The sequence below is a fragment of the Saccharothrix sp. NRRL B-16314 genome (assembly GCF_000716595.1).
Classification (GTDB): domain Bacteria; phylum Actinomycetota; class Actinomycetes; order Mycobacteriales; family Pseudonocardiaceae; genus Actinosynnema.
The window spans coordinates 1-26,580 of the sequence record NZ_JNXC01000014.1; the positions used below are offsets into that span (position 1 = coordinate 1).

Sequence of the window (26,580 nt, forward strand, 5' to 3'; positions counted from 1 at the left end):
GCGGTAGTAGGTGGCGACCTGGGTGACGTGGTTGAGCATGGCGTTGCGCAGCGAGGTGCCGGACATGTTCTGCATCCAGCCGGGCTGCTGCGAGTGCCAGGCCAGCGCGTGACCGCGCACCCGCATCCCCTGCGAGATGGCGTGGTTGACGATCCGGTCCGCGTTGCCGTAGCTGAACTGGTTCTGGTTCGGCTCGGTCGCGTCCATCTTCATCTCGTTCTCAGCCGTGACCATCTTGAACTCACGGTTGAGGATGCCCACGTACGTGGAGTCGCCCAGCTTGTTCGCCGCCACGGCGGTGCCGTAGTACCGCCCGCTCTCCGCGGCGGACGCGCCCAGCGTCGTGCCGGCGCTGGCCACGCTGGGCAGCACCACGGCCAACGCGCCGAGCAACCCGACCGCGCCGGCCAGGGCGGCGACGCGTCGCTGCCCTCCTCGCGCCACCGGCCTGCCGGCAACGGTGACAGCATTCCTGGACATCACTTCCTCCAAGGGATCGTCGTAGCAGGTCGAAAGTTTCGCATCCTGCGGTGGCGGCTTTCGAAAGCTAGGACGAATGATCTCCGGAGTCAAGCACCGGACTTCACCTATAGAGACGCAAGATCCCAGGTAGACGAGCAGTGGTCGGCACGCGTACTACCTTCCGCGAGTTACGAAACTATCGAAACTTACGGCCGGTGATCGGCCAAAACTACGCCGCCTCAGTCCTCCAGCAGCGCGGCGATCGACGGAATCCGCCGAATCCTGGCCAGGCAGCGCTGCCGGGTCGGGCCGATGGACCCGCGCGGGATGCCGAGGTTCTCCACGATCATGTCGTAGGGCGTCGGCGGGTCGGAGAACAGCAGCGAGAGCAGTTCGCGGTCGCGTTCCGGCAGCAGGACGAGGGCCTGGCGCAGGGCCTCGTGCCGCTCGGCGTCGAGCAGGGACACGTCCGCGCCGGGCTCCGCCTGGTCGACCGGCTCGTCGTCGGTCGGGGTGTGGCGGTTCCGGTGGCGCAGCGCCATGAAGCACTCCCGCCTGGTCGTGGTGGCGAGCCAGCCCGGCAGCGCCTCCGGCTGGCGAATCGTCTTCAGGTTCAGCACGAGGCGCAGCCAGACGGTGGCCCCGACGTCGTCGGCGTCCGCGCCTCTGATCCCGTGTCGCAGGCACACGGCCCGGACCAGCGGGGTGTAGCTGCGGACGATGTCCCGCCAGGCCGGTTCCCCACCGCGCGCGGCGTGTTCCAGGAGGAGTGTGTCCGTGGTGTTGTGACCCATGTCAGGCCCCCGATTTCGCTTGCCGGTTCGACCCGTTCACGATTTCGGGTCGCCCTGCTCGAAAACCTTGCGGCGACCTTGCGGAGCGACGAGCATCGATGGATGTGGAATTCCGGTTGTTCGGTGAGGTGAGGTTGCTCGCGGGCGACCGGCCGCTGGACGTCGGAACCCCTCGCCAGCAGGCCGTGCTGGCCGCGCTCCTGGTGGACGCCGGCCGGCCGGTCGACATCGGACTTTTGATCGACCGGGTGTGGGACGACGCACCGCCCGTCGAGGCGCGGAACGTCCTGTACTCGCACCTCAGCCGGATCAGGCGGCTGCTCGCCACCGCGAGCGGGCGCACCGGCGTACCGGCACGGCTGGAGCGGCGCAGCGCCGGGTACGTGCTGGACGTCGACCCGGACCTCGTCGACCTGCACCGGTTCACCCGGCTGACGGCACGCGGCCCGGCCGAGGACGAGGCCCGCGCGGCGGCGTTGACGGAGGCGTTGGGCCTGTGGCGCGGCCCGCCGCTGGCCGGGATCGCCGGTGACTGGGTCGACCAGGTCCGGGAGAGCTGGCGGCGGCGCAGGCTCGACGCGGTGACCCGGTGGGGCGAGGTGCAGCTCCGGCTCGGCCGTCCCGACGCGGTGATCGCCGCGCTGCCCGACGTCCTGGCGGAGTACCCGCTCTCCGAGCCGCTGGAGGCCCTGTTCCTGCGGGCGCTGCACGCGACCGGGCGGGACGCGGAGGCGGTCGAGCGCTACGCCGTCGTCCGGGCCAGGCTCGCCGACGAGCTGGGCACCGATCCCGGCGTCGAACTCCGCACCCTGCACAGCGCCATCCTGCGCGGCGAACTGCCACCGCCCGAACAGGACAGTCCACTTGCGACCCCCGCCCAGCTGCCGCCGGACCTTCCTGGTTTCGCGGGCCGCGAGGACGAGGTGCGGCTGCTCGACGACCTGGTGGGTGGCAGTGCGACGGCGGTGCGGATCGTCGCCGTGTCCGGCACGGCGGGCGTCGGCAAGACCGCGCTGGTCGTGCACTGGGCGCACCGGGTGCGCGGGCACTTCCCCGGCGGCCAGCTGTACGTGAACCTGCGCGGGTTCGACCCGACCGGGTCACCGGTCACGCCCGCCGAGGCGGTGCGGCGGTTCCTGGACGCGTTCGAGGTGTCGCCGCAGCGGCTGCCGGTCGGCTTCGAGGCCCAGGTCGGCCTGTTCCGCAGCCTGCTCGCGAACCGCCGGGTCCTGGTGGTGCTGGACAACGCGCGCGACGCCGAGCACGTGCGCCCGCTGCTGCCCGGCTCGCCGGGCTGCCTGGTGCTGGTGACCAGCCGGGACCAGCTGTCCGGCCTGGTGGCCGACGGCGCCCGGCACCTGTCCGTCGACCTGCTCGAAGCCGACGAGGCGCGGCGGCTGCTGGCCGGTCGGCTCGGTGCCGAACGGGTCTCGGCCGAGCCCCGGGCGGTGGACGAGATCGTGACGCTGTGCGCCCGGCTGCCGCTGGCGCTCGCGGTGGTGGCGGCCCGTGCGGCCACGCACCCGAAGTTCGGGCTGGCGGCGCTGGCCCGCGAGCTGCGCGCGGCGCGGGGGAGCCTCGACGAGTTCGCGGGCGCAGACCCGGCGACCGACCCGCGGGCCGTGTTCTCGTGGTCCTACCTCCGGCTGACCGCCGACGCGGCCCGGCTCTTCCGGCTGATGGGCCTGCACCCCGGACCCGACCTCGGCACCCGTGCCGCGGCCGGCCTCGCCGGACTGCCGTTGCGCACCGTGCGCCGCCTGCTCGCCGAGCTGTCCCGGGCGCACCTCGTCACCGAGCACAGCCCCGGCCGCTACACCTGCCACGACCTGTTGCGCGCCTACGCCTCCGAACAGGCAGAAGCGCTCGACCCCGAACCGGAGCGGCGGGCGGCGGTCCGGCGGACGCTGGGCCACTACCTGCACAGCGCGAACGACGCGGACCGGCTGCTCGACCCCCGCCGGGAGGAGCTGCCCGCCCTGACGCCACTTCCGCCGGGCGTCACGCCCGAACCGGTCGCCGACCGCACGGAGGCGCTGGCCTGGTTCGACGCCGAGCACCGCGTGCTGCTGGCCGCCACCGACCAGGACCCGGAGTTCGACGTCGAGGTGTGGGAGCTGGTCTGGACGATGCGGCGGTTCCTCGCCCACCAGGGCCACTGGCAGGACGAGGTCGACGCGCTGACCGTGGCGCTGGCCGCCGCGCGACGCCTCGGCGACCCGCTGAAGGAGGCGTTCGCGCACTGCTACCTGGGCTGCACGTACGTGTGGTTCGGCAAGTACGAGGACGCCTGCGCCGAACTGGACCTCGCACTCTCCCTCTACCGCGGGGAGGGCGACCGGGTCGGCGAGGCCTTCGTCCGGTTCTACTGGTCGTGGCTGCTCGAACGGCAGGAGCGCAACGTCGAGGCGCTGTTGAACGCGGAGCAGGCGCTGGAGCTGTTCCGCGCGGCGGGCCACCAGGCGGGGCAGGCGAAGGTGCTCAACGCCGTCGGGTGGTTCCACACGCTGCTGGGCGACCACGTGACGGCCATCGAGTACTGCCGCAAAGCCCTCGACCTGCAAACGGAACTCGGCGACCAGCTCGGTGCGGGCCAGACCTGGCACAGCCTCGGCTACGCCCACCACCAGCTCGAGGAGCACGCCCGCGCGGTGGCCTGCTACCAGGCCGCGGTGGACCTGTTCCGGGCGTCCGGTTACCGGATCAACGAGGCGCACGTCCTGTCCTCGCTGGGCGACGCGCACCACGACGCGGGTGACGTCGACGCCGCCCGTGCCGCCTGGCAGCGGTCCGTCGACATCCTCGACCAGCTCAGCCACCCGGACGCGGACGACACCCGCGCCAAGCTGGAGAAGTCCACATCGGACACGTGAAAGGAGCGCAGAACGATGACACAACCGCACATCACCGCCGAAGAGGTCGAAGAGCTCTTCGCGAAGCTCGACGAGGTCCAGCTGAACGACCCGCAGCGCGCCCTGTTGTCGGCCATCCTCAAGGTCGCCGGCGACGTCACCGAAGTCACCGGCCTGTCGGGTGCAGCGGACGACCGTCCCCCCGACGACCGTTCCTTCAGCGACCAGTTCGCCACCGCGTTCACCCCGCACCAGGCGGCGCTGGTCGTCGAGTACGCCGCGGCACCGCAGGAGAACCTGATCAGCCGGAACAACCCGCCGTGCCCGCCGGTGCCGCCGGGCTCCGCGCAGGCGGCGATGATCAGCAGACGCGGCACGCCGAGCAGCTCGCAGCCATGACCGTGCCGACGGTCCTCGTGTCGATGCCGTTCATGCAGGTCGATCGACCGTCGATCCAGGTGGGACTGTTGAAGGCGATCGGGGAGGCGAACGGCTTCCCGGTGCGCACCCTGCACGCCAACCTCGACCTCGCGGCGCGGATCGGGCCGGCCTACTACCGGCTGCTCGCCGAGCACCGGGGCAGGCAGGTCGGCGACTGGCTGTTCTCCGTGGAGGCGTTCGGCGCCGCCGCACCGGACGTCGACGGCGAGCTGCCCGCGGAGTTCGCCGACGAGTTGGCCTACCTGGCGGGGGAGTCCGCGTCGGTGCGCGACCGGTTGATGCGGACGCGGGAGCACGACGTGCCGGCGTTCCTGGACGCGCTGGTGGACGGTGGCGACTGGCACGGCACGGGGGTCGTCGGCTTCAGCTCGACGTTCCAGCAGAACACCGCGTCGTTCGCCCTGGCCCGACGGCTGAAGGAGCGCTTCCCGGACATCGTCACGGTGTTCGGCGGCGCGAACTTCGACGGCGTGATGGGCCTCGAACTCGTGCGCTCGGTGGACTGCGTCGACTACGCGGTCATCGGCGAGGGTGACCGGGCGTTCCCCCGGCTGCTGGCCGCGCTGGCGGCGGGAACCGACCCCGCCGACGTCCCCGGCGTGGCCCGCCGCGACGGTGACCGGGTGGTGGCGACCGAAGCGGCCCCACCGCTCGACCAGCTGGACGACCTGCCCGCGCCGGACTACGGCGAGTTCTTCGAGCGGTCGGCTTCGCTTGGCCTGCCGACCGCGGAGACGTGGCTCCCGTTCGAGTCGGCGCGGGGCTGCTGGTGGGGCGCCAAGCACCACTGCACGTTCTGCGGGCTCAACGGCACCACGATGCGGTTCCGCGCCAAGTCGCCGCAGCGCGTGCTGGACGAGCTGGTCGGGCAGGCGCGCCGCTACCACGCGTTCCGCTTCGAGGCCGTCGACAACATCCTCGACCCGGCCTACCTGAAGGAGCTGTTCCCCGCGCTGGCCGCCGGACGCCACGACTTCCAGATCTTCTACGAGGTCAAGGCGAACCTCACCAGGGAACAGCTCAAAGTCCTGGCGCACGGCGGGGTCACGCACCTCCAGCCGGGGCTGGAGTCGCTCAGCTCCGGCGTGCTGCGGCTGATGGACAAGGGCGTGCGGGCGGCGCAGAACGTCAACCTGCTCCGCTGGGCCCGGTACTACGGCTTGCACGTGGGCTGGAACATCCTGTGGGGCTTCCCCGGCGAGACCGAGGAGGACTACCTGGCGCAGGCCGCCGTCGTGCCGCACCTCGTGCACCTGCAACCGCCGGCGAGCGCCGCCGGGATCTGGCTCGAGCGCTTCAGCCCGCTGTACGCCCAGCCCGACCGGTTCGGACCCCAGCGCCGGACGTTCGAGGCCAGCTACCGGCACGTGTACCCGGAGGGCGTCGACCTCGACCGGGTCGCGTACTTCTTCGACCACGAGTTCGTCGACGCCCTGCCGCCGTCCGCGTACGCGCCGTTGGCGAAGGCGGTGGCGGACTGGGCGGAGGCGTGGTCGGGCGGTCCGCCGTCGCTCACGTTCCGGTCCACGCGCGGGTTCCTCCGGATCGAGGACCGGCGCCGGCAGGGGCACGACGGCACGTACACGTTCCACGACACGCTCGCGGACATCTACGTCGCGTGCAGCGAACGCCCGACCACCGCTCCGGCGGTCCGTTCCGCTCTGGGGCTGGACCGGCCGGTGGCGGACGTGGAGGCGGCGTTCGAGCAGTTCGCGGAGCGTGGGCTGATGTTCCTGGACGGCAACCTGGCGCTGTCCCTCGCGCTGCCCGCCACGCCCGGGCGCTGAGCCCGGCAAGACCGCTGCCTGGGACCGCTGCCTGGGACCGCTGCCTGGGGCCGCCTACCGAGACCGCCTACCGAGACCGCCTACCGGGGCCGCTGACCGGGGCCGCTGACCGGGGCCGCCGAGTAAGACCGCCGCCTGGGACCGCCGCCTGGGACCGCCGCCTGGGACCGCTGACCGGGACCGCCCACCGAGAGACCGGGAGTCGACGATGTTCGAGGGTCGGGTCGGCGAGTACCGGCTCAGGCGACAGAAGGGCGGGGTCGGGTACTTCGGTCAGGTCCGGGTGAGGGTGGCGGCGGCCGAGGGGAGCGGGGCGGCGGTCGTGTGGCGGGTGGACGAGGACGACACGTCGTCGCTCCAGCCCGGTCCCGACCGCGAGTTCGTGGACGCCGCGCTGGCGGGCGCGGCGGACGGGCTGGACCTGGTGTCGCGCTGCGGGCCGGAGCCGGCCGGCGTCGTGGTCGAGGTGGTGCACGCGCAGTTCGACCCGACGGACCTGGAGGAGTCCGCCGTCCGCGCTGCGGCGGCTCTCGCGGTGTCGGCGGCGTTCGGCGTCGCCGACCGGGTGGAGCTGCGGTTCGACGCCGGGTGGACCGTCGGCCTCGGGAACGCGTAGGCGTCGACTAGCGGGACTGGAGGGCGTCCACGGCGACGGCCTGTGCGATCACCACGCGGCGGTCGACGTGCGGGTCGGCGATCTGGATCAGGTAGTGGTCGCGGATCCAGGTCTTCTTGTCGACGCTGAACACCGGCTGACCGTCGCGGGCGAAGTCGAAGTGGTAGCGGAACGGGAAGGGCAGGTCGTTGACGAAGGGGAGGAAGCCCCACAGGCGGCGCAGGACCGCCAGGCCCGCGTTGCGCTCGCGCCCGGTGGCCGTCGGCGCGCCCTGCTGGTCGAGGTGCCAGGTGGAGTTCGTCAGGGATTTGCCGAAGTCCTTGCGGAAGTTGCCGATCGGCCGGCCGTCGCCGTCGGTCACGTCGTAGCCGCTGCCGAGGTCGATCACCTTGCGCGCCCGGAAACCCGCGAGCACCTGGCTCTTGCCGGAGTCGGTGTAGATGGTCACCTGCTCCTTGAACGCCATCCGCTTCTGCTCGACGAACGCCACGAGCTGACCCGGTTCGCCGCCCTGGTCGGCGAAGATCTCGTAGCGGTTCACCATCAGGGTGACCTTCTGGTGCATGTGCAGCACGTTCATCGCCTGCGAGAGCATCGGTGTCCCCTTGACCTTCGGTGGAGCCGCATTCTCCCACCCGGCCCGACCAAGATCGCCGCCGGGATCGTCGTCCCCGGTCCGTCACGCGTCGGTCACGACCCGCAGGCATGACCGTGAAACGACAGGTACCGATTGACATTCGATAGGGAACGAGTGACACTCAATGCATGATCGCAGAGCGTTGGGCGGTAGCCCTGCTGAGGGTCTTCCTCGTGTTGCTGTTCGGAGTCCTCGTCCTGTTCCAGGTGATGTCCCTGCCCGGCCAGTTCGCGCACATGGCGCAGGAGTCGCCAGACCTGGCCCACCTGAGGTGGCCGCTGACCGCCATCACGGTGTTCTGGGTGCTGTGCGTGCAGGTGGTCGTCGTGTCGACCTGGAGGTTGCTGACCCTGGTCAAGAACGACCGCATCTTCAGCGAGGCGTCCCTGAAGTGGGTGGACGCGATCGTGTGGGCCATCGCCGCCGCGTGGGTCGTGTTCGTGGGCGTGTTCCTCTGGGTCGGCTTCAACGCGGACGACCCCGGCGTGCCGCTGATGCTGTTCCTGATGCTGATCGGCCTTACCGTGCTTGGGCTGCTCATGGTGGTGATGCGGGCGCTGCTGCGGCAGGCCACCACGCTGCGGAACGACATGGAAGCGGTGATCTGATGCCGATCATCGTGCGCATCGACGTGGAGTTGGCCAAGCGCAAGATGAGCGTCGGCGAGTTCGCGGAACGCGTCGGGCTCACGCCGTCGAACGTGGCGGTGCTGAAGAACGGCCGGGCCAAGGCCGTCCGCTTCAGCACGCTGGAAGCCATGTGCCGGGTGCTCGAGTGCCAGCCCGGCGACCTGCTGGAGTGGGTCGACGAGGCCGACGAAGAAGGACAGCGGTGATCGAGGTCCGCGGCCTGACGAGGCGCTACGGCGACGTCCTCGCCGTCGACGACCTGAGCTTCGACGTCGAACCGGGCAAGGTCACCGGGTTCCTCGGGCCGAACGGCGCCGGCAAGTCCACCACCATGCGGATCATGCTCGGCCTCGACCGGCCCACCTCGGGCACGGCCCTCGTCAACGGGCGTCCGTACGCGACGTTCACCGAACCGCTCCGGGAGGTCGGCGCGCTGCTCGACCCCGGCGCGGCGCACCACGGCCGCACCGGGCGCAGCCACCTCCGCGTGGCCGCCCGGTCGAACGGCATCCCGGCCCGCCGGGTGGACGAGGTGATCGAACGGGTCGGCCTCGACCGCGCGGCCCGCCGTCGGATCAAGGGCTACTCGCTGGGCATGAGGCAGCGCCTCGGCATCGCGGCGGCGCTGATCGGCGACCCGGGCGTGCTCCTGTTCGACGAGCCGATCAACGGGCTGGACCTCGACGGCGTCCGGTGGATTCGCGGGCTGCTGCGCCAACTCGCCGACGAGGGCCGCACCGTGCTGGTCTCCAGCCACCTGATGAGCGAGATGGAACAGGTCGCCGACCGCCTGGTCGTCATCGGCCGTGGCCGGCTGATCGCCGACGCGACGACGGCGCAGATCATGAGCGGGCTGGGGCACGTCCGGGTGCGTGTCCGCGGCCCGGAGCCCGATCGCCTCCTCACCGCGCTCCGGGAGCACGGCTTCCAGGCCGAACGGGTCGACGCCGACGAGGTGCGGGTCGAGGACAGCACCGCCGAGGAGGTGGGCGACCTCGCCCACGCCCTGCACGTTCCGCTGCACCACCTGTCCGAGGTGCGCCAGTCCCTTGAGGATGCCTACGTGGAGTTGACCAACAGCAGCGTCGAGTACCACGGCCGTGAGGCGCGGTCGGCGGGGACGACCGAGGTGGCGCGGTGACGGCGGCGTCCGGCGTGGCCGGCCAGGTCCCAGCCGACAAGGCCCCAGCCGGCAAGGCACCAGTCGGCCGAGGCCGAGCCGGCAAGGTCCCCGTCGGCGGCGTGTCCTCCGGCGGCGTCTCCGTCGGCAGGGTGTTCGCCCGCTCCTGCGCTGCCGAGTGGACGCGACTGTGGACGGTCAAGGCGACGTGGTGGTTCCTCGCCGCGGCGGCCGTGACGATGGTGGGGGTCGGCGCCATCGCGGGGTTGGAAGCAGCCTCGGACCCCGTTCCCCCGCAGGGCGCCCCGGCGTGGTCGGCGGCCTCCGTCGCCGGGATGCCGGTGCAGTTCGCCCTGCTCGCCCTCACCCTGACCGCGGTGACGTCCGACTACGCGACCGGCGGGATCATCCCGGCCCTCCAGTGGACGCCGCGGCGCGGCATCTTCTTCCTCGCCCGTACGACGGTGGCGGTGGGAACGGTGACGGGCCTCGGCGTGCTGCTCGCGGTCGCGTCCACCTTCACGGCGTTCGTCACGGCCCACCCGCTGCTCGACGTTCCGCTGGGCCACGGCCTGGACGTGCTCGGCAACGTCGCCTTCGTGTTCGCGGCGGGGTCGGCGTTCGCGATCGGGCTCGGCTTCCTGCTGCGCAACATCGCCGGAGCCCTCGTCACGGTGTTCCTGCTGATGCTCGTGCTCCCGCTGATGCTGCCGAACTTCGGCTACGAGTGGACGTCCGCGGTCGCCGAGCGCCTGCCCGGGTCGGGCGCGGTGTTCCTGCTGATCGGGGAGGTGCCGGGGATGACGTGGACGTCCTCGGTGGTCACCTTGCTCTGCTGGGCGGGTGGCGCCCTGCTGCTCGGCCGGCTGCGGTTGGGGCGCGACGACGCGAACCGGTGACGAGCCGCGTCCACCGGTCCGCCGCGTCCACCGGTCAGCTGGGGTCGCCGGGCTGGGGGTCGGTGGGGCGGTCCCAGGCGTGGGTGGTGAGGCGGGCGAGGGTGGAGCTGGTCAGCTCGGTGACCAGGAGGCTGCGCCGGAGGGGGAGGAGGCGGTGGGCTTTGCAGTGCTGCGTGGGCAGCACGGTGACCTCCTCGCCCACCACCCGGGTGTAGTCGGCGTCGAAGGCGACGCGCACGACCACGTCCAGCACGTCGTCGCAGATGATGGACGAGCCCAGCAGCCACGCGCCCGGTCCGCGGCCGGCGTCGGGCGGGTCGAACGCGATGTGCAGCAGCCCCGCGTCGGCCACCTCCGAGGACTGCAGCCGGAACCACGTGATCCGGCCGCGGGCGTCGATCCGGCCGAACGTGCCGGTGCCCTGCTCCTTCGTGCCCAGCATCGCCACCCACAGCCCGGTCGGGCCCGGCACGAGCCCGACCGGCGTGCGGCCCTCCACCGGGATCTGCGTGACCCGGTCCGCGCGCGGGTCGATGCGCAGGATCAGGCTCGCATCGTCCTGGCTCGCGTAGAACTCGCCTGACAACGGGTGCCGGGCGACGAAGATCGGGTTCTCGCGCGCCCGGTAGAGCCGGTAGCGGGACGGATCGGCGTGGTCGATCGACAGCACGTCGTTGCTGGTCTTGAGGCTGACCCAGAGCCGGTCGTCGTACTCGCCCACGTAGTGCGGGCCCCGTCCCTCGGGCACGTCGATCACCCGCACGACCCGCGGCGGGACGTCCACGTCCGCGCCACCGGGGTCGACCAGCAGCAACCGGTTGCCGCCCTCGTGGGTGGCCCACACCATCCCCGGGTAGCGCTGGGACACCGCGAGGCCGTGCAGCATGTCGCCCGGCCCGCCGAGCGGGTGCGCGCGCACCGCCACGGCCTCTTCGGTGTCGGGGTCGAGCCGGACCTTGACCAGCCGGGCGTCGGACATCTGCGACACCAGCACCAGCGGCAGGCCGGGCACCTTCACCAGCTCGTGCGTGTCCTTCGTCGGCGGCAGGCCGTACTCCACCACCGACCGGCTGGGCACGTCGTTCGCCGTGGCGCCGATCGCGACACCCGACCCGAGCGCGGGCACGGTGACACCGCTCAGCAGCAACGCCCGGTGAAAAGCTCGTCGTTCCACGCCACACCCCGCAACGGTGGTAACGGTCTCCACCGGCACGGTAAGCACCGGGACCTCCCGCCACCCGCCCGAACAGCCGGTTCAGCCCTTGTGGGTGACCCCCGTCGAGCGGCCCGCCGCGGGCCGCAGAAGTTTTTCGCCGGTCGTGTCGATTCGCGGTGCCCGCCGTTCGACCTGAGGGTGAAGGGGGCCGGGAACGGCCTGAATGGACACAGGAGAGACTAGGGCCATGAAGTACATGTTGATCATGCGCGCGACCGACGAGGCCTACAAGAGCATGGGTGAGTTCGACTTCAACCAGATCTTGGAGACCATGGGCAAGTACAACGACGAGATGCTCCAGGCCGGTGTCCTGGTTGCCGCGGAAGGACTTGCCGACGCGGAGGAAGGCGTGGTCGTCGACTACTCCTCCGAGCCGCCCGTCGTCACCGACGGCCCGTACGGCGAGACCAAGGAGCTGTTCGGCGGGTTCTACATCCTCAACGTGACCTCGAAGGAAGAGGCCGTCGAGTGGGCCAAGCGGTCGCCGATGAGCGGTCCTGGCTTCAAGACCGAGATCCGCCGGGTCACGTCGATCGACGAGTTCCCGCAGGACAACGAGTGGATCCAGAAGGAGCGGGCCTGGCGCGAAGCCACCGGCCAGCTCTGAGCGGGTAGACCGGAATGGCCACCCCCGCCGACCGCGCGGCTCGTGACGCCGTCGCCGCCGTGTGGCGGATCGAGTCCGCACGGATCGTCGGCGCCCTCACGCGGTACACCGGCGACTTCGCGCTGGCCGAGGACATCGCCCAGGAGGCGTTGGCGGAGGCGCTCGTGACCTGGCCGCGTGACGGTGCGCCGCGCAACCCGGCGGGGTGGCTGCTCACCGTCGGCAAGCGTCGTGCGATCGACGCGTTCCGCCGGCATTCCGCCCTGGACGAGAAGTACGCCGCCCTCGCCCGTGACCAGGGTGAGGGCGGCTCCTTCCCGGGGAGCGCGTCCGACCAGGCCGAGGACGTGCTGTGGGACCCGGACCAGATCGACGACGACGTGCTCGCGCTGATGTTCACCTCCTGCCACCCCGTGCTGTCGCGGGAGGCGCGGGTGGCGCTGACGTTGCGCGTGGTCGGCGGTCTGACCAGCGATGAGATCGCCAAGGCGTTCCTCATCCCGACCGCCACCGTGCAGGCCCGGATCACCAGGGCGAAGAAGACCCTCGGTGCGGCGAGGGTGCCGTTCGAGGTGCCGCCGGTCGAGGAGCGCGGGAAGCGGCTCGGCTCGGTGCTCAACGTGCTCTACGTGATCTTCACCGAGGGGTCGACGGCCAGCTTCGGCGGCGACCTGATCCGGCTCGACCTGGCGAGCGAGGCGCAGCGCCTGGCACGGGTGTCGGCGCGGCTGATGCCGGACGAGCCCGAGGTGCACGGCCTGCTGGCGCTGCTCGAACTGACCGCGGCCCGCTTCCCCGCCCGGACCGGGCCGGACGGTGAACCCGTGCTGCTGGAGCACCAGGACCGCCGCCGCTGGGACCGTGCCGCGATCCGCCGTGGACGGGCCGCCCTGGCCCGTGCGGAACAGGTCGGCCGCGGTCTGGGCGCTTACGGCTTGCAGGCGGCCATCGCCGAGTGCCACGCCGTCGCGCCGTCGGTCGAGGCGACGAACTGGGACCGGATCGTGCTGATCTACGAAGCGCTCGGCCGGCTCGCGCCGTCGCCGGTGGTCGACCTCAACCGGGCGGTGGCCGTGTCGATGGCGCGGGGACCGGCCGCCGCGCTGTCGATCGTGGACGACCTGGTGACGGCCGACGCGCTGGCCCACTCGCACCTCCTGCCGAGCGTTCGCGGTGAACTCCTCACCCGCATGGGACGGGTGGAGGAGGCACGCGCGGAACTGGAGCGCGCCGTGCGGCTGTGCGGCAACGAACGTGAACGCCTGGTGCTGGAGCGCAAACTCGCCGACCTCGCCTAGATCGTCTTCCCTATATTGGAGAATCGGGGGGCGTCCCCCCGGTTCTCGGAGGGGGATTGATGGGCGACACCGGCACGGCTCCGGGGGCGGCGGTCGGTCGCGGCAAGTGGCGTGACGCGGCGGAGTTGTTGGCGGACCGGAGGTTCCGGCGCTTCTTCCTCGGCTACGCCACGTCCCTGGTCGGGTCGTCCATGGCTCCGGTGGCCATGGCGTTCGCCGTGCTGGAGACCGGTGCTTCGGCGACGGCCCTCGGCCTGGTGTTCACGGCGGGCGTCGTGCCGTCGATCGTGCTGCTGCTCGCCGGCGGGGTGCTCGCGGACCGGGTCTCGCGCCGGACCGTGATGGTGGTGGCGGACGTCGTGTGCGCCGCCGCCCAGTTCGTGTTCGCCGCGCTCGTCCTCACCGGCACGGCCGAGGTGTGGTCGATGATGCTGCTGGCAGCCGTGCGTGGTGGTGCGGCGGCGTTCTACCAGCCGGCGTTGACCGCCATGCCGCCCGACCTGGTGGAGCCGGACCGGTTGCAGCGGGCCAACTCGTTCCTCGGTCTGGCGAAGGCGATCCCCGACGTGGCGGGTCCGGCCGTCGCCGGTGTGCTGGTGGTGCTGGGCGGTTCCGGTGTGGTCCTCGTGGTGGACGGGGTGAGCTACCTGCTCAGCGCGGTGTTCCTGGCCGGTGTCCGGGTGCCGCGGCGCAGCGCGCCGAAGCGGGAGTCGATCCTGGGCGACCTGCGGGAGGGCTGGGCGGAGTTCCGGTCCCGGCGGTGGGTGTGGACGGGCGTCGTGCAGTTCGCGTTGTGGAACATGGTCGTGGTGGCGCCGTTCATGGTGCTGGGACCGGTGGTCGCGCGCGACGGGCTGGGCGGTGCGTGGGCGTGGGGCACGATCGCGGCGGCGCAGGGTGCGGGCGCGGTCGTGGCGGGCGTCGTGCTGCTGCGGGTCCAGGTGCGCCGACCGCTGGTGACCATCGTCCTGGTCCAGCTCAGCTGGGTGTTCCTGCTGGGTTCCCTCGCCCTGGGTCTTCCCCTGCCGGCGGTGGCCGTGTCGGCGTTCGCGGTGGGTGTCGGATTGGGCGTGTTCGTGGCGTTGTGGCGCACCACCGAGCAGACCCTGATCCCGCGCGACGTGCTCTCACGGGTCACGTCCTACGAACTGCTCGGCGCGTACGCGCTGGGACCGGTCGGCCTCGCGGTCGTGGGCCCGGTCTCCGACTCGATCGGCATCGGCCCGGTCCTGTGGTTCGGCGTCGCCTGGCAGCTCCTCAGCAGCGCCGCCATCCTCCTCGTCCCCGAAGTCCGCTCGACCCGCCTCGACCCGTTCTGACGTCCTGGGTGACACCAGCGGGGTGTGGCTAGGTCCGCTGGGGTGGCCGAGACTGGGGCCATGGACGCGAAACGCCTGCTGGGGGAGTTCCTCCAAGCCCGTCGTTCGCAGTTGCGGCCGGAGGATGTGGGTCTGGTCGACCACGGCGACCGGCGGCGGGTGGCCGCCGACCAAGGCGGGGGCCGTCGTCGGGGCGTCGCGGCTGGCGTCCGGGCGACACCCGGACGATCCCGCACTGGCTTCGTTTGTAGGCGAGCTGTCCGCACGCAGCCGCGAATTCGCGTCCCGGTGGGCTGACACCGCGTCACGTCGGTCGGCGAAGCGGTGGTCGAGATGCAACACCCGCTGGTCGGCTCGCTCACTCGCCCTCGCACGCGGCCATGACCCTGCTCGTGCACGCCCTCGATCCACAGAGGACAGCGGTGCGCGAAACGCCGTCGCGGGAGCGGGACGGACGATCGTGCGCGCCTGAGAACACATGAGAATGGGAACAGAATGCGCAGAAAGGCCATCATCACCGTGATCCTGACCGCCGGCACGGCAGTCGCGCTCTCCACCGCCCCCGCGTCGGCTGCGGGGGCAGGTACGCCGGCCGCGATGTCGCAGTCCCGGCCGGCAGCGCACACCCAGGTGGTGCGGTCGCGGATCGCGAACCACTTCGACCTGCTCGCCGGGCAGCTGCCGGAGAACGTCGCCCTCGCACCGGACGGCACGGCTTACGTGACGTTCGCGGCGGCACGACAGGTCGCCGCGGTCATCCCCGGCGGTGCCACCACGATTCTCGCCACCATGCCCGAGCCCGCCGACGGCGGCGTGCACACCCCGGTGCTGAAGTTCGCCCTCACCACCGGAATCGTGCGCACCGCCGACGGCACGCTGTACTTCCTCTACGCCAGTGGCGACGCCGGTTCCACCGGCCTCTACCGGCTCCGCCCCGGTGGCGCACCGCAGCGCATCGCCGCGCTGCCCGCCGACGGCCTGCCCAACGGGCTCGCCCTCGACGAGCGAACGGGAACGTTCTACGCCACCGACTCCGTGCTCGGCACGATCACGACCGTGCCGCTGCGCGGTGGCACGGCGGAAGTCTGGTCGGCGGCACCGGAACTCGCCGCCACCGGTTTCCTCGGCGCCAACGGCGTGCAGGTGCGCCGCGGCGCGGTGTGGGCCACGAACCTGGACCAGGGCACCCTGCTGCGCGTCCCGGTGCGGCACGGACGCCCCGGCCAGGTCGAGGTCCGCGCCACCGGTCTCGTCGGCATCGACGACTTCGCCTTCCTGGGCGACGACGTGCTGGCCGCGCTCAACGGGCCGAACCAGGTGGTGCGCATCGCACCCGACGGCACCTCCACCACGCTGCTCGACGCCGCCGACGGCTTGCAGAACCCCACGTCGGTGGCCGTGCGCGACGACACCGCGCACGTGTTCAGCGCGGCCTACACCACCGCCGCCGACCCGAACCTGCTGCTGGCACAGCTGTCCTGCCGTTGACCGGCGGCCCCGGGGTCCGGCCCGGACGACACCGTCCGGGCCGGACCCGTCGGCTCAGCGGAGCGGGCCGGTCGAGGCCGGTGACCAGCGGACCGCCTTCTCGTCAGCGCGACGACGACCGGGAACCCTTGCCTCCGAACGCATCGCCGTCGCGTCACCCGGAACGGGTCGTGCCCCCTGCGGCACCGCCGGAGCGGTGGCCGTCAGGGGGCACGAGCCGTGTCACCACGGCATCCCGGTGTGTCCTCCGGAGATCGGGTCGGGTCAGCCCGCCGCGCAGGAGACCGTCGGCCAGGTCCAGTTGCCGTTGGCCTGGATCGTCGCACCCCAGTTGTTCCCGCTGCCGTTGGACTTCGCCGTCAGCACCTGTGCGCTCGGGTAGCTCGCGCTGACGTTCCAGGTGGACAGGACCTTCGCCGGCGACGGCACGTTCATCGTCACGGTCCAGCTGGTCGCGCCGCTGACCGAGACGTTGAGGTTGTACCGGTCGCTCCACTTCTCGCCCGCGGACAGGGTCGCGGTGCAGCTGCCGCCGCCGCCGGTGGGAGGCGGCGTGGTGGTGCTGCCGCCGACCGTGATGTTGGAGCTGCCGCTGCTCTGGTAACCCTCGGTCGCCATGATCATGTAGTCGTGCGAGCCGAGGTTCATCCCGTTGCGGGCCCAGGCGTCGAAGTGGTTGCCGGACGTGATGGTGCCGCCCGTCCTCTTCGACTGCCGGACGCTCCAGTACTGGTCGAACGTCCGGGTGCCCTCGATGGAGGGCTGGTTGACCCGCGTCGTCTTGTAGATGTCGTACGTGCCGCCGTCCGAGGTGACCGTGCCCTTGTACGTCCCGGTGGGCCGGTAGGTGCCCCAGTTGTCGACGATGTAGTACTCCACGAGCGGACCCCTGGTCCAGCCGTACAGGGTCAGGTAGGCGTTGCCGGACGGGTTGAAGCTGCCCGAGTAGCTCACCGAACGGCGCCCGCCGGTGCTCCAGCCCTTGCCCGCGACGAAGTTGCCGGTGTTGCGCCACGACGTGCTGTAGTTGCCGCTGGAACCCAGCTCCATCGACACGCTGCCGGGGCTGTCGGTCCAGAACGAGTAGAAGTAGCCGTTGTTGTTGCCGGTTTGGTTGGAGGTCACCGCGCCGTAGGCGTTGGGCGCTCCGAATACGACGAGCATGAATGTGATCGCCATCAGCGGGATTGCTTTCCCGCGTCTGATGTTGACCGACATCGGCGAGTTCCTTTCCGGTGCAGGGGGCATCGGCCGTTCCGGTGGGACAGCGGAACAACCGGGGCGGCTGGATCGGCGCACGTCACGTGCCACGATCGACGTGGAAGAGAATCGAGCTGTTCGCCGGAACCTGTCAACACTTTGCGAAACTCCGAACGCGCACCGGGCGTCAACTCGCGACGCAGGTGAGCACCGGCCGGCCGGGTGTACCGCTGGACGTCCCGAGGAAGCCGAACGTGGTCGTGGCACCTGCGCCCACCGCGCCGTTGTGGGAGACGTTGCGGGCCGTGGCCACCGTTCCCTGGCTGGTGACGGTCGCGTTCCACGCCTGGCTGATCGACTCGCCGGCGGCCAACGTCCAGGACACGGTCCAGTTGCTGATCGGCGACGTGCCCGCGGTGACGCGGACTTCGCCCTGGAACCCGCCCGGCCACTGGTTGACCACCGTGTAGGTCGCGCTGCACCGCGCCCCGCCGGGAACCGTCGTCGTCGTAGTGGTCGTGCTCGTCGGCGTTGTCGTGGTGGTGCTTGTGCTTGTCGTGGTGGTGGTGGATGTGGGTGTGGTGGTGCCGCCCCATCCTGACGCCGAATCCAGCCACGCCGAGCGCCGCTGCATCCAGTCCCGCATGAACTGCACCTGGCCCTGCCACGTGGGCGCGGTCGGCGTGTTGAAGAAGCCGATCATCGGGCTGGAGAGGTTCGGCCAGCGCTGGAAGTTGCGCTGCGCGGCGTTGGTCAGCGGCCTGGTGAGGGCGTCGATCCGGGTCTGCACCGCGGAATCGGAGAACAGGCCGCGGCGCAGCGACTGCCAGCGCGACTTGAGCTGGTTCACGAAGGCCGGGTCGCGCAGGAGCTGGGCGTGCCAGTCGTTCGCCGACGGCTGCCGGGTCTGGAGGTGCTGCCAGCCCGCGATCTGGTCGTTCTGGAAGTACCCGCCCACGCCGAACGTGAGGTCGAAGTCCCACAGCGGACCCGCGACGATCTTGGCGTCCCGGTCCTTGTGGAAGTGCGCGCTGCGCAGGTACGCGTCCATTCCGCGGCTGACCTCGTTGATGATCAGGTGGTCGATGTACGACGGCACGTCGAGGTACTTCTGGTAGCCGGTCACCGGGTCGGCGAAGTTCGGCGCCCTCAGCACGTCGTGGAATTCCTGGACGTAGTTGCGCAACCAGTCGCGCTGAGCGGGTTGGAGCGGGTCCGGGTCGACCACTTCGAGGTAGTTCCAGCACGTGTTCGTCGGTCCGGTGCAGGGCAGCGTCGGCTCTTCGGTGGCCATCCACTCGAACTTGAAGATGTACCCGCCCGAGATCCGGGGCAGGGTCGTGTCGTCGGCGTTCAGCTTCTTGAGGTCGAGCCGGTCCTTGTCGTTCTTGATCGTCTCGACGAGCATGTAGACGCCCATGTAGTCGTTGGCGGCCACGGGACTCGCGTCGGTGTTGACGTACAGCTCCGTGAACGCGTACCGCGGCGCCTTCAAGCCCATCTCCCGCCCGAGGTCGTAGATGAAGGCTTCCCGGATCAGCGACTTGTCGGTGAACGGCCCGCGCAGCACCCAGTCGGACTCGGCGGGCATGCCCAGCAACGGGTAGTCGGCGTCGTCGCTGTCGTTGTCCCACAGCTCGACGCGGTACGGCGTCTTCTCGAACGAGGCCGAGGACTGGCCGCGCAGCTTGAACCCGGCGCGGGTGGCGATGGTGGGCGTGCCGGCCAGCGAGGTCGTCCCGCCGGCGCTCGGCTGGAAGATCATCGCGGTGGCGTCGAAGTACTCGCGGGCGGGCTTGCCCGCGCCGTACGAGTCGATCAGGGTCACCGGCAGGTCGTGCGCCGTGGTGACGTTCTGGGCGGCGTACATGGCCGTTCCGGGTGCACCGGACGCCGTTCCGCCGACGAACGCCTGCGCCCGCAGCTGCGTGGTGCGGGTGAACTGGAGTGGTGAGCCCTGGTAGAGCGTGGACTGCGCGTTGGGCAGCCGCCCGTCGGTGGTGTAGCGGATCTCGGCGCCGGCGACAGCGGTGCTCAGCGACACCGACACCTGTCCCTGGAACGTGCGGCTCGGCACGGAGAAGACGATGTCGCCGACCAGTTCGTCGGCCGACGCGGCGGCGGTGACGGCGTCGGCGGCTGCCGTGCTCGCGTCGTGCGCGGCGGGCGGGGTCGCGGACTCCGGTTCGGCGCCGGCCGACAACGGGACGAGCAGTCCGGCGAGGAGCACGGCGGCGACTGCGAGCCCCGTGGTGCCGTGGGTAGCCGCGGCGCCGTTGCTGCGGTTGGTCAAACGCACGATGCCTCCTGTTCGGGTCGGTGGGACATGGTCGGTGTCGGGTCGGCCGACGACGCGGTGCCGCGGAAGTGGCGACGCAGCGTCCGTCGCCACGGCACGTCGGGCAGGTCGAGTCGGAGCGCGGCCAGACCGGTGGCGTACTTGGAGATGCGGGCGGGTCGCAGCCCTCGTTGCCACAGCATCCGGTCGACCGGTGTGGCGGCCGACGCGGTCTTGGTCTCGACCACGGCCAGGCCGGGCAGTCGCAGCGTGGAATCCGCGTCCCGCCAGGAGAGCCCGGTGTCGATGGTGACCCGGCTCAGGGTCTCCGGGAGCAGCAGGGTGGCCCGGTGGTAGTCGGTCACCAGCACCGGGTCGAGCGTGCTCCCCGCCTCGGGGCCGATCGACTCGCGACCGAGGGCTTCGTCGATGAAGTCGCGTCCGGGGTGGACGGTGCCGCTGTTGCGGGGGTGGTACGGCAGCCGGTGCTTGGTGATGCTCCCGCGCGCACCGCTGATCTTGACCTCCAGCCAGCAGTCGCCGGAGTCCACGTAGGTGCGCGTGCGCACCTTGAAACGGCGGCGTCGCCGGTACGCCGCGCAGTAGTAGCTGGCCAACCTGGGCGTGTCGAAGTACACCGACTCGTAGCGGAACGTGCGCTCGCCGTCGATGTCCAGCACCTTGGCGTGCGGCGCGAGCTGGGCGAGCAGGCGCGGCAACGCCTCCACGGGGACGAGGTACTTGCGGTCCACCCTGGTCTGCAACGCCGCGCGGTCGATCAGCTCGGCGAGCCCGACGGGCGCGAGCCGCGCCAGCGCCCGCTTGATCGGCATCGTGGTCATCGGCGCGCTCCCGTGCGAGCGGGCGCGCCGGCCTTGGCGGGGGCGAGGCCGTGTGCGGTGATCGCGTACCGGACGTCGACCACGGTGGTCTCGTTGACCAGGTCGAGCCGCTGGACCGTGACGGCGTGCACCCTGGCGTGCAGCAGCTGTTCCAGGTGCGCGACGAGCGCCACGTGGTCGGTCATCGCCGTGTCCAGCACCAGGATCTGGTGCCGGTAGTGCCGGAACAGCCGTCGGTGGTCGCCGAGGAACATCACCAGGACGATGAGCGCCATCAGGCCCGCGTTGAGCCAGAGCGCGGTGGTGCCCAGCGCGCCGAGCAGACCGAGGGCGAGCGCGGAGAAGTAGTACGCGACCTCGTGCTGGTCCAGTTCCGTCGAGCGCAGTCGGATGATGGACAGCACGCCGAACAGCGCCATCCCGAGCCCCAGTCCCGCGCCGGTGTTGCTCGCGCTCAGCGCGCTGGCGACGGCGAGGACGCCGATGTTGACCCCGAGGTAGGCGACGACCAGGTCGCGGCGGCGGTGTCGGGGGAAGTAGAGCCCGAACACGAGCAGTGCCACTGCGCAGATGTCGATCGCGAACAGGACGAGCTGGGACATCTCGTTCCTCCTGAGCCGGTGCCGGGTGTCGGCTGGGCACCGCCCGCTTCGTGGCGGGGGTCGCAGGACGGTCGCCGAAACTATCGGGAGTTGAGATAAACTTTCGGGAACTGCTTCGAAACGATAGGGGGCCTTGTGGTGTCGCGTCAATGAACTTCAGGTGCCTGACTCTGGGCCGAAGGGAGCAATTATTGGTGATAAATCTCAATTGCTGCGACATCCGGGTGACAGCCCTGGGCGGGGGAGGTAAACGCTCATCGCGGGTGTCGACTAGCGAAACTTTCGGATCATCCGACTCGGTGTCCGAGGTGTCGGGTGTTCGCCGGACAGTCGCGGAGCGCCCGCGCCCCTAGCCTGAAGATCGACAGCGACGACGCTGGGGGTGTGTGCCGTCGAGGGGCCGGCACACACCGGATCGGCACATCAAGAGGGGGAGGGCCATGCGCAGAGTTCTGGTGGTGGCAGCGGTTTCGGCCGCGATGTCGACGGGTCTGGGCGTCGGAACGGCGTCGGCGGCTTCCGTCGGCACGTGCGACGGCGGCAAGGCAGTGGTGATCAACAGCTCTGGTCACACCATCCGGCAGCCGGTGCACACCGGCACGGGCAGCCGGAACTGCGAGCTGTCGCGCGGGAACAGCGGCGCCGGCGTGCGGCACCTCCAGATCGCGTTGCGGGTGTGCAACTCCGCGAGCAGCCTGGAATCGGACGGGATCTTCGGCCCCCAGACCGAAGCCGTCCTGGCGAAGGTGCAGGCCAAGCTCGGCGTCGGCGTCGACGGCATCTACGGTCCGGAAACCCGCGAAGTCCTGGGGTGGCCCGTGTACGACGGCTACGGCAAGCTGAACGGCAAGTGCGCGCGCTACACCTCTTAGCGCCGTGGACCCGGCCGGTTGAGCGCGTGGGGGGCTCAGCCGGCCGGTACCGCCGCCTTGTCGGGGGACGGGCTGGTGGCGAGGAATTCCCGCAACCAGGCCAGCACGTCGCGCATCACGTGGTGGTCCTGGTTCGGGCGCAGCGCGCCCAACTGGAAGAACTGGACGCCTTCGCTGGGCGGGCCGAGGAACGTCAGCCGCCGGTCCACCCGGTCGTCCGGCCCCACCGGGTGGAAGTCCGGGGTCAGGTCGAGGCCGCCCGGCTCGAAGTGGTCGCCCGTCGCCGACGGGTTGCGCCACTTGTGCACCAACCCGCGTTCGAGCAGGCGCTGGTACAGCGGGGCCGTGTCGAGTTCGGGGTCGAAGGCGTGCACCTTCGCGTCGACCAGGACGTCCACGTCGCGCTCGGCCCCGGTGACGTGGCCGCGCACCGCGTACCGGCCGGTGTCCGGGTTGCCGGCGACCGCCGCGCGCGGACCGGCGGACACGTCCACGACGCCGTGCTCGACCAGCGCCAGCACCTTCTCCATGACCTCCAGCGCCGCGCCGTTGGCCAGCCTGTTGTGGTGGCGCATGTAGACGTCCAGGAACTCGCGGTGCGACGCGGCGGTGAGGCCGCCGAAGTCGACCGCGTGGCCCAGCACCGGGCGCAGGTCGCGCCACACGCCGTCGGCGGCGGCCTTCGCGGGGTTGGTCAGGTTGTCCTGCGCCGCCCACAGGTGGTCGCGGCGCATGAACCCGACCAGCGCGTCGCGGTACCGCTCCGGTGACGCCAGGTCCGCGGCGGGGATCGGTGCGATGGTGTCCGCCCAGGAGAACCTGTTGTCCGCCAACAACAACCCATGACCCCACGGACGTTCCAGCCCACCGGCGACTCGGGCCACGGCGTTCGTGTCGGCGAGCACCTGTTCCCGGCCGGACTGCCCCAGCACGACGTCCAGGTACCGGCTGAACGCCGCTTCGAACGACCAGCCGTCGGCCGCTTCGCAAGCCTCGGCGTACGTCGACGCCCCTTGCAGCACGGCGTCGACCAGCGTCACGGCGGCAGCGACCGCCTCCTCCACCGGTTCGAGCAGGTGCGCGCCGGGATCGGCACCGCCGGACGCACCCGCGAGGAACGCCCTGAAGCGGGCCGACGCCCGTGCCGCCAGGAACTTCCCGAAGTCCGCGCCGAGCAGCGTCGTGTAGTGCAGGTGCGCCATCTCGAGCAGCACGAGCGGGAACACGTGCCGGGTGAAGTCGAGTTGCCGTCGTGCGCCGATCCGGCCGACGACACCGGGCGTGGCGACCGAGGTGCGCAGGGCGTCGATCGCCGGCTCGGTGAGGAACACGCCCCGGTGCTCCAGTTCGGCGAGGTCGCGTTCCTTGGCGTTGTAGGGGCGGGCGAAGGTGAACAGCCCGGCCTCGCTGAACGCCACGACGGACGCGGGCTCCTTGCCGGACGGCCGGTACACGAGCCGACCGCCGACCTCCTCGAACGTGCCGCCGCGCCCCTCGGTGAGCCAGAGGATCACGTCGATCGTGGTCAGGCCCATGCCCATGCACCCGACGACGCTGCCCGCGGGCGCCACGTCCTCGCCGAGCGTTTCCTCCAGCGGGTACGCGGCGCCGACGAACGTGGCGTCGCGGTCGGCCGCGAAGTCCACGAGCGGCCGGAGCCTGCGGTTCTTGGCCGGGTCGTTCCACGAGTGCCCGGTCAGGAACAGCACGTGGTCGGCGGTCACCACCCCGGTCTCGCCGACGACCTGGAGCTCCGTGCCGCCGTCCACCACGTCGACGACTTCGGTGTCGTGCATGGAGACGCGCACGTGCGGCTGCTCGCGGAGGATGTCGACGTACCAGCCGAACACCTCGCGCAGCGCCATGCCGTGCACGTACCGCTTCGGCCAGTCCTCTTTGGACACGTCGAACACCGGGTCGCCGGTCTCCCGGAACTTCCGCCGGCACCACTCGTACAGCGTCGGCCGCAGGTCGGTCGCCAGCAGCGGGCCGGCGTCCGCCACGCTCTCGTCCGCCGCGAACGCGACCTGCCCGACGATGCGGTTGAGGAAGCTGGTGCGTGGCTGGGCGTCGCTGTGCACGGCGCCCGCGCCGAACTGGCCGCCCTTGTCGAAGATGTCGATCTCCAGGGCGACCCGTCCCCGGAGGGCGGGCACCGTGGCGGCCAGGCGTTCCATCACGTAGGTGCACGTGGGCCCGGCTCCGATGACGGCAAGTCGCACCGTGCGCATCAACCCGTACTCCTCGGTGGATTTCAGTGCTGGGAGGCGGTCGCCCGCAACGCGGCGACGACCTGGTCGAAGGCGTCGAGGAAGCGGCGGACCTGCGCCTCGGACAGGTTCCCCATCGTGGCGATGCGGCAGACCCGCCCGAGCGGCGGCGGACAGCCGTAGATGACGAAACCGGCTTCCTTGAGCCGGTCGTGCAGGTGGGTGTAGTCGATGTCCTCGGGCAACCGGAACACGGTCACCGAGGACGCGCTGTGCTCGGGCGTCAGCAACGGCTCCAAGCCGTGGCGCACCAGGTGTTCCCGCAACAACATCGACAGCCCGGCGTAGCGCGCCGACCGCCGGGACACCGTCTCCTCCAGGGACAGGTCCAGCGCACGGTCGAGCGCGTAGAGCGCCTGGACGGCGGGGGTGAACAGCGGGGCATCGACGTGCTCCTGGGAGGCGTAGTGCCCGTGCAGGTCGAGGTAGAACGTCCGGGGCGGCACGGTGGAGAGCTGCTCCAACAAGGCGCGGGGCGCGCACGCGAAACTCGCGCCGGGCAGGCCCTCCAGGCACTTGTTGGCGGTGCCGACGCACCAGTCGACGTGGTCCGCGACGACGTCCAGCTCCTCGGCGCCCAGCGAGCTGATCGCGTCCACGAGCAGTGACCGACCGTGCCGGGCGACCAGCCGGCCCACCTCGGACAACGGGTTGAGCATGCCGGTGCTGGTCTCGTGGTGGACCATGCCGACGTGGGTGATGCCGGGGTCGGCCGCGAGCGCCGCGTCCACCCGGTCGAGGTCGAACGGCTGCGTCCAGCCGAACTCCAGCCGCTGCTGCGCGATGCCGTGCACCGCGGCGATCCGGGAGACGCGCTCGGCGTAGTGCCCGTTGTGCAGCACCAGGAGCTTGCCGTCCGCCGGGATGACCGACGAGATCACCGCTTCCAGCGCGGCCGTGCCGGAACCGGCGAACAGGACGCTGGTGTGCTCCGCGCCGCCGCCGCAGATCGCGGTGGCCTTCGCCCGCACGTTGCGCATCAGGTCGGCGGCCTCGGGCTCCCGGTGGCAGACGTCGGGGTGGCGCAACACCTCGCGGACCCGCTCGTCGACGTTCACCGGTCCGGGGTTGAGCAGCACCTGACTCGGCGGCGCGGCGGTGCGCGGCGCGGACCGGAGTTCGCCTGACTGCACGGTCATCGCGTTCCTCCATGCGACGGTGGGCGTTCCGAACAACGTGACCGCTATTCACGCGGCCATTCGGCTGCACCCGGACCAGGCCACTCTGCCGGCGGCAGCTTACCGCTCGCCATGCCTATTGGACACCTTACTAAAGTGCACGCTTAGTCGTTCATCCAAACGTGTCTACGCTGCGGTCCAGCGGGTCTGGGTGATCTGATCCCGCACTACAGTAGCCGGCGAAACCGCGCGCGGTTCGTCCGCCGAGTCAACGCGGCAAGCCGATTACGAACAGCTGCGAGAAGGACTATGACGAGCACTCAGGGATTTGGTGTGGAAACCGCGCGGCCCCGCCCCGGGGCCCGGTTTCGGTCAATGCTCCGGGATAGCGACAGCCTCGTTTATCTGATGGAAGCCCATGACGGGCTGTCGGCCCGGATCGCCGAGGTCGAGGGTTTCCAGGCCATCTGGGCGTCCGGGTTGTCGATGTCGACGGCGCTGGGCGTCCGGGACAGCGACGAGGCGTCGTGGTCGCAGTTGCTCGGCGTGGTCGAGAACATGGTGGAGTCGACCACGGTGCCGATCATCGTGGACGGCGACACGGGGTACGGCAACTTCAACACCGCGCGCCGGTTCGTGGCGAAGGCCGAGCGGGTCGGGGTGGCCGGCGTGTGCCTGGAGGACAAGGTCTTCCCGAAGATGAACTCGTTCGTCGGCGACTCGCACACCCTGGCCGAGGTGCGCGACTTCACCGCGAAGATCAAGGCTTGCGCGGACGCGCGGCAGGACCCGGACTTCGTGCTGATCGCCCGGGTCGAGGCGCTGATCGCGGGTCGCGGCATGGAAGAGGCGTTGCGCCGTGCGACCGCGTACCACGAGGCGGGCGCCGACGCGATCTTCATCCACTCCCGCCGGTCGGACGCCGAGGAGATCCTGCGCTTCAGCGCGGAGTGGGCGGGCAGGCTGCCGCTGGTGATCGCGCCGACGACGTACGCGAGCACGCCGTCGTCCGAGTTCCACCGGGCCGGCATCTCGGCGGTCATCTGGGCGAACCACAGCATGCGTGCCGCGGTCGCCGCGATGCGCCGGGTGTGCCGGGAGATCTTCAACAAGGAGAGCGTGCACGACACCGACAGCGAGCTGGCCTCGCTGGCCGAGGTGTTCGAGCTGATGGACTACCAGGAGATCGAGGAAACCGAGCGGCGCGTCTACGGCGCCTGAGGAACCGGTGGG

General features: G+C 70.9%; 25 protein-coding genes. 15 read left to right on the top strand and 10 right to left on the bottom strand.

Annotation, left to right across the window (positions count from 1 at the left end):
- Together OQ02_RS20775 and OQ02_RS20780 are read right to left on the bottom strand one after the other, a co-directional pair.
- A partial coding sequence (locus OQ02_RS20775; RefSeq protein WP_033440293.1) for an endo-1,4-beta-xylanase occupies positions 1-480 on the bottom strand: 480 nt, incomplete at its 3' end.
- 221 nt (positions 481-701) lie between these two features.
- Entirely contained in the window at positions 702-1,256 is a 555-nt protein-coding gene (locus OQ02_RS20780; protein ID WP_033440188.1) for an RNA polymerase sigma factor, read from the bottom strand.
- Between the two features lie 98 nt (positions 1,257-1,354).
- Between OQ02_RS20780 and OQ02_RS20785 the strand changes: the two genes are divergently transcribed.
- From OQ02_RS20785 to OQ02_RS20800, 4 genes are all read left to right on the top strand, one after another.
- A complete protein-coding gene (locus tag OQ02_RS20785; protein WP_081915804.1) occupies positions 1,355-4,129 on the top strand; it encodes an AfsR/SARP family transcriptional regulator in 2,775 nt (924 codons plus the stop codon).
- A gap of 15 nt (positions 4,130-4,144) precedes the next feature.
- Positions 4,145-4,507: a hypothetical protein gene (locus OQ02_RS20790; protein WP_033440189.1), complete on the top strand. Its 363-nt coding sequence runs from the start codon at positions 4,145-4,147 to the stop codon at positions 4,505-4,507.
- Entirely contained in the window at positions 4,504-6,336 is a 1,833-nt protein-coding gene (locus OQ02_RS20795) for a RiPP maturation radical SAM C-methyltransferase (protein ID WP_033440190.1), read from the top strand. Before OQ02_RS20790 ends, OQ02_RS20795 begins: the two co-directional genes overlap by 4 nt.
- A gap of 208 nt (positions 6,337-6,544) precedes the next feature.
- Complete coding sequence (locus tag OQ02_RS20800; protein ID WP_033440191.1) at positions 6,545-6,952, top strand: hypothetical protein; 408 nt, start codon at positions 6,545-6,547, stop codon at positions 6,950-6,952.
- 7 nt (positions 6,953-6,959) lie between these two features.
- On the opposite strand, the gene OQ02_RS20805 is transcribed toward OQ02_RS20800, so the two are convergent.
- Entirely contained in the window at positions 6,960-7,547 is a 588-nt protein-coding gene (locus OQ02_RS20805; RefSeq protein WP_033440192.1) for a hypothetical protein, read from the bottom strand.
- 170 nt (positions 7,548-7,717) lie between these two features.
- Between OQ02_RS20805 and OQ02_RS20810 the strand changes: the two genes are divergently transcribed.
- From OQ02_RS20810 to OQ02_RS20825, 4 genes are read left to right on the top strand one after another with little or no spacing between them, the layout of a single operon-like run.
- Complete coding sequence (locus tag OQ02_RS20810) at positions 7,718-8,197, top strand: DUF2975 domain-containing protein (protein WP_033440193.1); 480 nt, start codon at positions 7,718-7,720, stop codon at positions 8,195-8,197.
- On the top strand, positions 8,197-8,424 hold the full coding sequence (locus OQ02_RS20815; RefSeq protein WP_033440194.1) for a helix-turn-helix domain-containing protein: 228 nt from the start codon (positions 8,197-8,199) through the stop codon (positions 8,422-8,424). Before OQ02_RS20810 ends, OQ02_RS20815 begins: the two co-directional genes overlap by 1 nt.
- Positions 8,421-9,359 carry an ABC transporter ATP-binding protein gene (locus OQ02_RS20820; protein ID WP_033440195.1) on the top strand — a complete coding sequence of 313 codons (939 nt, stop codon included), beginning with the start codon at positions 8,421-8,423 and terminating at the stop codon, positions 9,357-9,359. The genes OQ02_RS20815 and OQ02_RS20820 overlap by 4 nt, the downstream gene beginning before the upstream one ends.
- A complete protein-coding gene (locus OQ02_RS20825) occupies positions 9,356-10,237 on the top strand; it encodes an ABC transporter permease (RefSeq protein WP_033440196.1) in 882 nt (293 codons plus the stop codon). Before OQ02_RS20820 ends, OQ02_RS20825 begins: the two co-directional genes overlap by 4 nt.
- Before the next feature lie 34 nt (positions 10,238-10,271).
- Here OQ02_RS20825 and OQ02_RS20830 read toward each other — a convergent pair whose 3' ends face one another.
- Positions 10,272-11,411 carry a hypothetical protein gene (locus tag OQ02_RS20830; RefSeq protein ID WP_156077173.1) on the bottom strand — a complete coding sequence of 380 codons (1,140 nt, stop codon included), beginning with the start codon at positions 11,409-11,411 and terminating at the stop codon, positions 10,272-10,274.
- 229 nt (positions 11,412-11,640) lie between these two features.
- Here OQ02_RS20830 and OQ02_RS20835 point away from each other — a divergent pair, with 229 nt between their 5' ends.
- From OQ02_RS20835 to OQ02_RS20850, 5 genes are all read left to right on the top strand, one after another.
- Entirely contained in the window at positions 11,641-12,060 is a 420-nt protein-coding gene (locus tag OQ02_RS20835; RefSeq protein ID WP_033440198.1) for a YciI family protein, read from the top strand.
- A 14-nt stretch (positions 12,061-12,074) separates the two neighbouring features.
- Positions 12,075-13,358: an RNA polymerase sigma factor gene (locus OQ02_RS20840; protein ID WP_033440199.1), complete on the top strand. Its 1,284-nt coding sequence runs from the start codon at positions 12,075-12,077 to the stop codon at positions 13,356-13,358.
- Between the two features lie 59 nt (positions 13,359-13,417).
- Positions 13,418-14,677, top strand: a complete 1,260-nt coding sequence (locus tag OQ02_RS20845; protein ID WP_051772583.1) for an MFS transporter — start codon at positions 13,418-13,420, stop codon at positions 14,675-14,677.
- A 124-nt stretch (positions 14,678-14,801) separates the two neighbouring features.
- Positions 14,802-15,149, top strand: a complete 348-nt coding sequence (locus tag OQ02_RS44860; protein ID WP_231500138.1) for an MmyB family transcriptional regulator — start codon at positions 14,802-14,804, stop codon at positions 15,147-15,149.
- Positions 15,150-15,172: 23 nt separating this feature from the next.
- Positions 15,173-16,165, top strand: coding sequence for a hypothetical protein (locus tag OQ02_RS20850; protein ID WP_033440200.1), 993 nt, complete (start codon positions 15,173-15,175; stop codon positions 16,163-16,165).
- A gap of 264 nt (positions 16,166-16,429) precedes the next feature.
- Here OQ02_RS20850 and OQ02_RS20855 read toward each other — a convergent pair whose 3' ends face one another.
- The 4 genes from OQ02_RS20855 to OQ02_RS20870 form a co-directional block, all read right to left on the bottom strand.
- Positions 16,430-17,344, bottom strand: coding sequence for a glycoside hydrolase family 11 protein (locus tag OQ02_RS20855; protein ID WP_197043415.1), 915 nt, complete (start codon positions 17,342-17,344; stop codon positions 16,430-16,432).
- 208 nt (positions 17,345-17,552) lie between these two features.
- Entirely contained in the window at positions 17,553-19,664 is a 2,112-nt protein-coding gene (locus OQ02_RS20860; protein ID WP_033440202.1) for a CotH kinase family protein, read from the bottom strand.
- Positions 19,655-20,485, bottom strand: coding sequence for a polyphosphate polymerase domain-containing protein (locus OQ02_RS20865; protein WP_063747114.1), 831 nt, complete (start codon positions 20,483-20,485; stop codon positions 19,655-19,657). The genes OQ02_RS20860 and OQ02_RS20865 overlap by 10 nt, the downstream gene beginning before the upstream one ends.
- On the bottom strand, positions 20,482-21,087 hold the full coding sequence (locus OQ02_RS20870; protein ID WP_033440203.1) for a DUF4956 domain-containing protein: 606 nt from the start codon (positions 21,085-21,087) through the stop codon (positions 20,482-20,484). Before OQ02_RS20870 ends, OQ02_RS20865 begins: the two co-directional genes overlap by 4 nt.
- Before the next feature lie 440 nt (positions 21,088-21,527).
- Between OQ02_RS20870 and OQ02_RS20875 the strand changes: the two genes are divergently transcribed.
- On the top strand, positions 21,528-21,959 hold the full coding sequence (locus tag OQ02_RS20875; protein ID WP_081915806.1) for a peptidoglycan-binding domain-containing protein: 432 nt from the start codon (positions 21,528-21,530) through the stop codon (positions 21,957-21,959).
- Between the two features lie 35 nt (positions 21,960-21,994).
- Here OQ02_RS20875 and OQ02_RS20880 read toward each other — a convergent pair whose 3' ends face one another.
- Both OQ02_RS20880 and OQ02_RS20885 read right to left on the bottom strand, forming a co-directional pair.
- Positions 21,995-24,190 (bottom strand): FAD/NAD(P)-binding protein, encoded by a 2,196-nt coding sequence (locus OQ02_RS20880; protein WP_033440205.1) that lies wholly within the window; start codon positions 24,188-24,190, stop codon positions 21,995-21,997.
- Positions 24,191-24,213: 23 nt separating this feature from the next.
- A complete protein-coding gene (locus OQ02_RS20885) occupies positions 24,214-25,368 on the bottom strand; it encodes a pyridoxal-phosphate-dependent aminotransferase family protein (protein WP_051772584.1) in 1,155 nt (384 codons plus the stop codon).
- Positions 25,369-25,722: 354 nt separating this feature from the next.
- Here OQ02_RS20885 and aepX point away from each other — a divergent pair, with 354 nt between their 5' ends.
- Positions 25,723-26,568 (top strand): phosphoenolpyruvate mutase, encoded by an 846-nt coding sequence (aepX, locus tag OQ02_RS20890; RefSeq protein WP_197043416.1) that lies wholly within the window; start codon positions 25,723-25,725, stop codon positions 26,566-26,568.
- Positions 26,569-26,580: the final 12 nt, after the last annotated feature.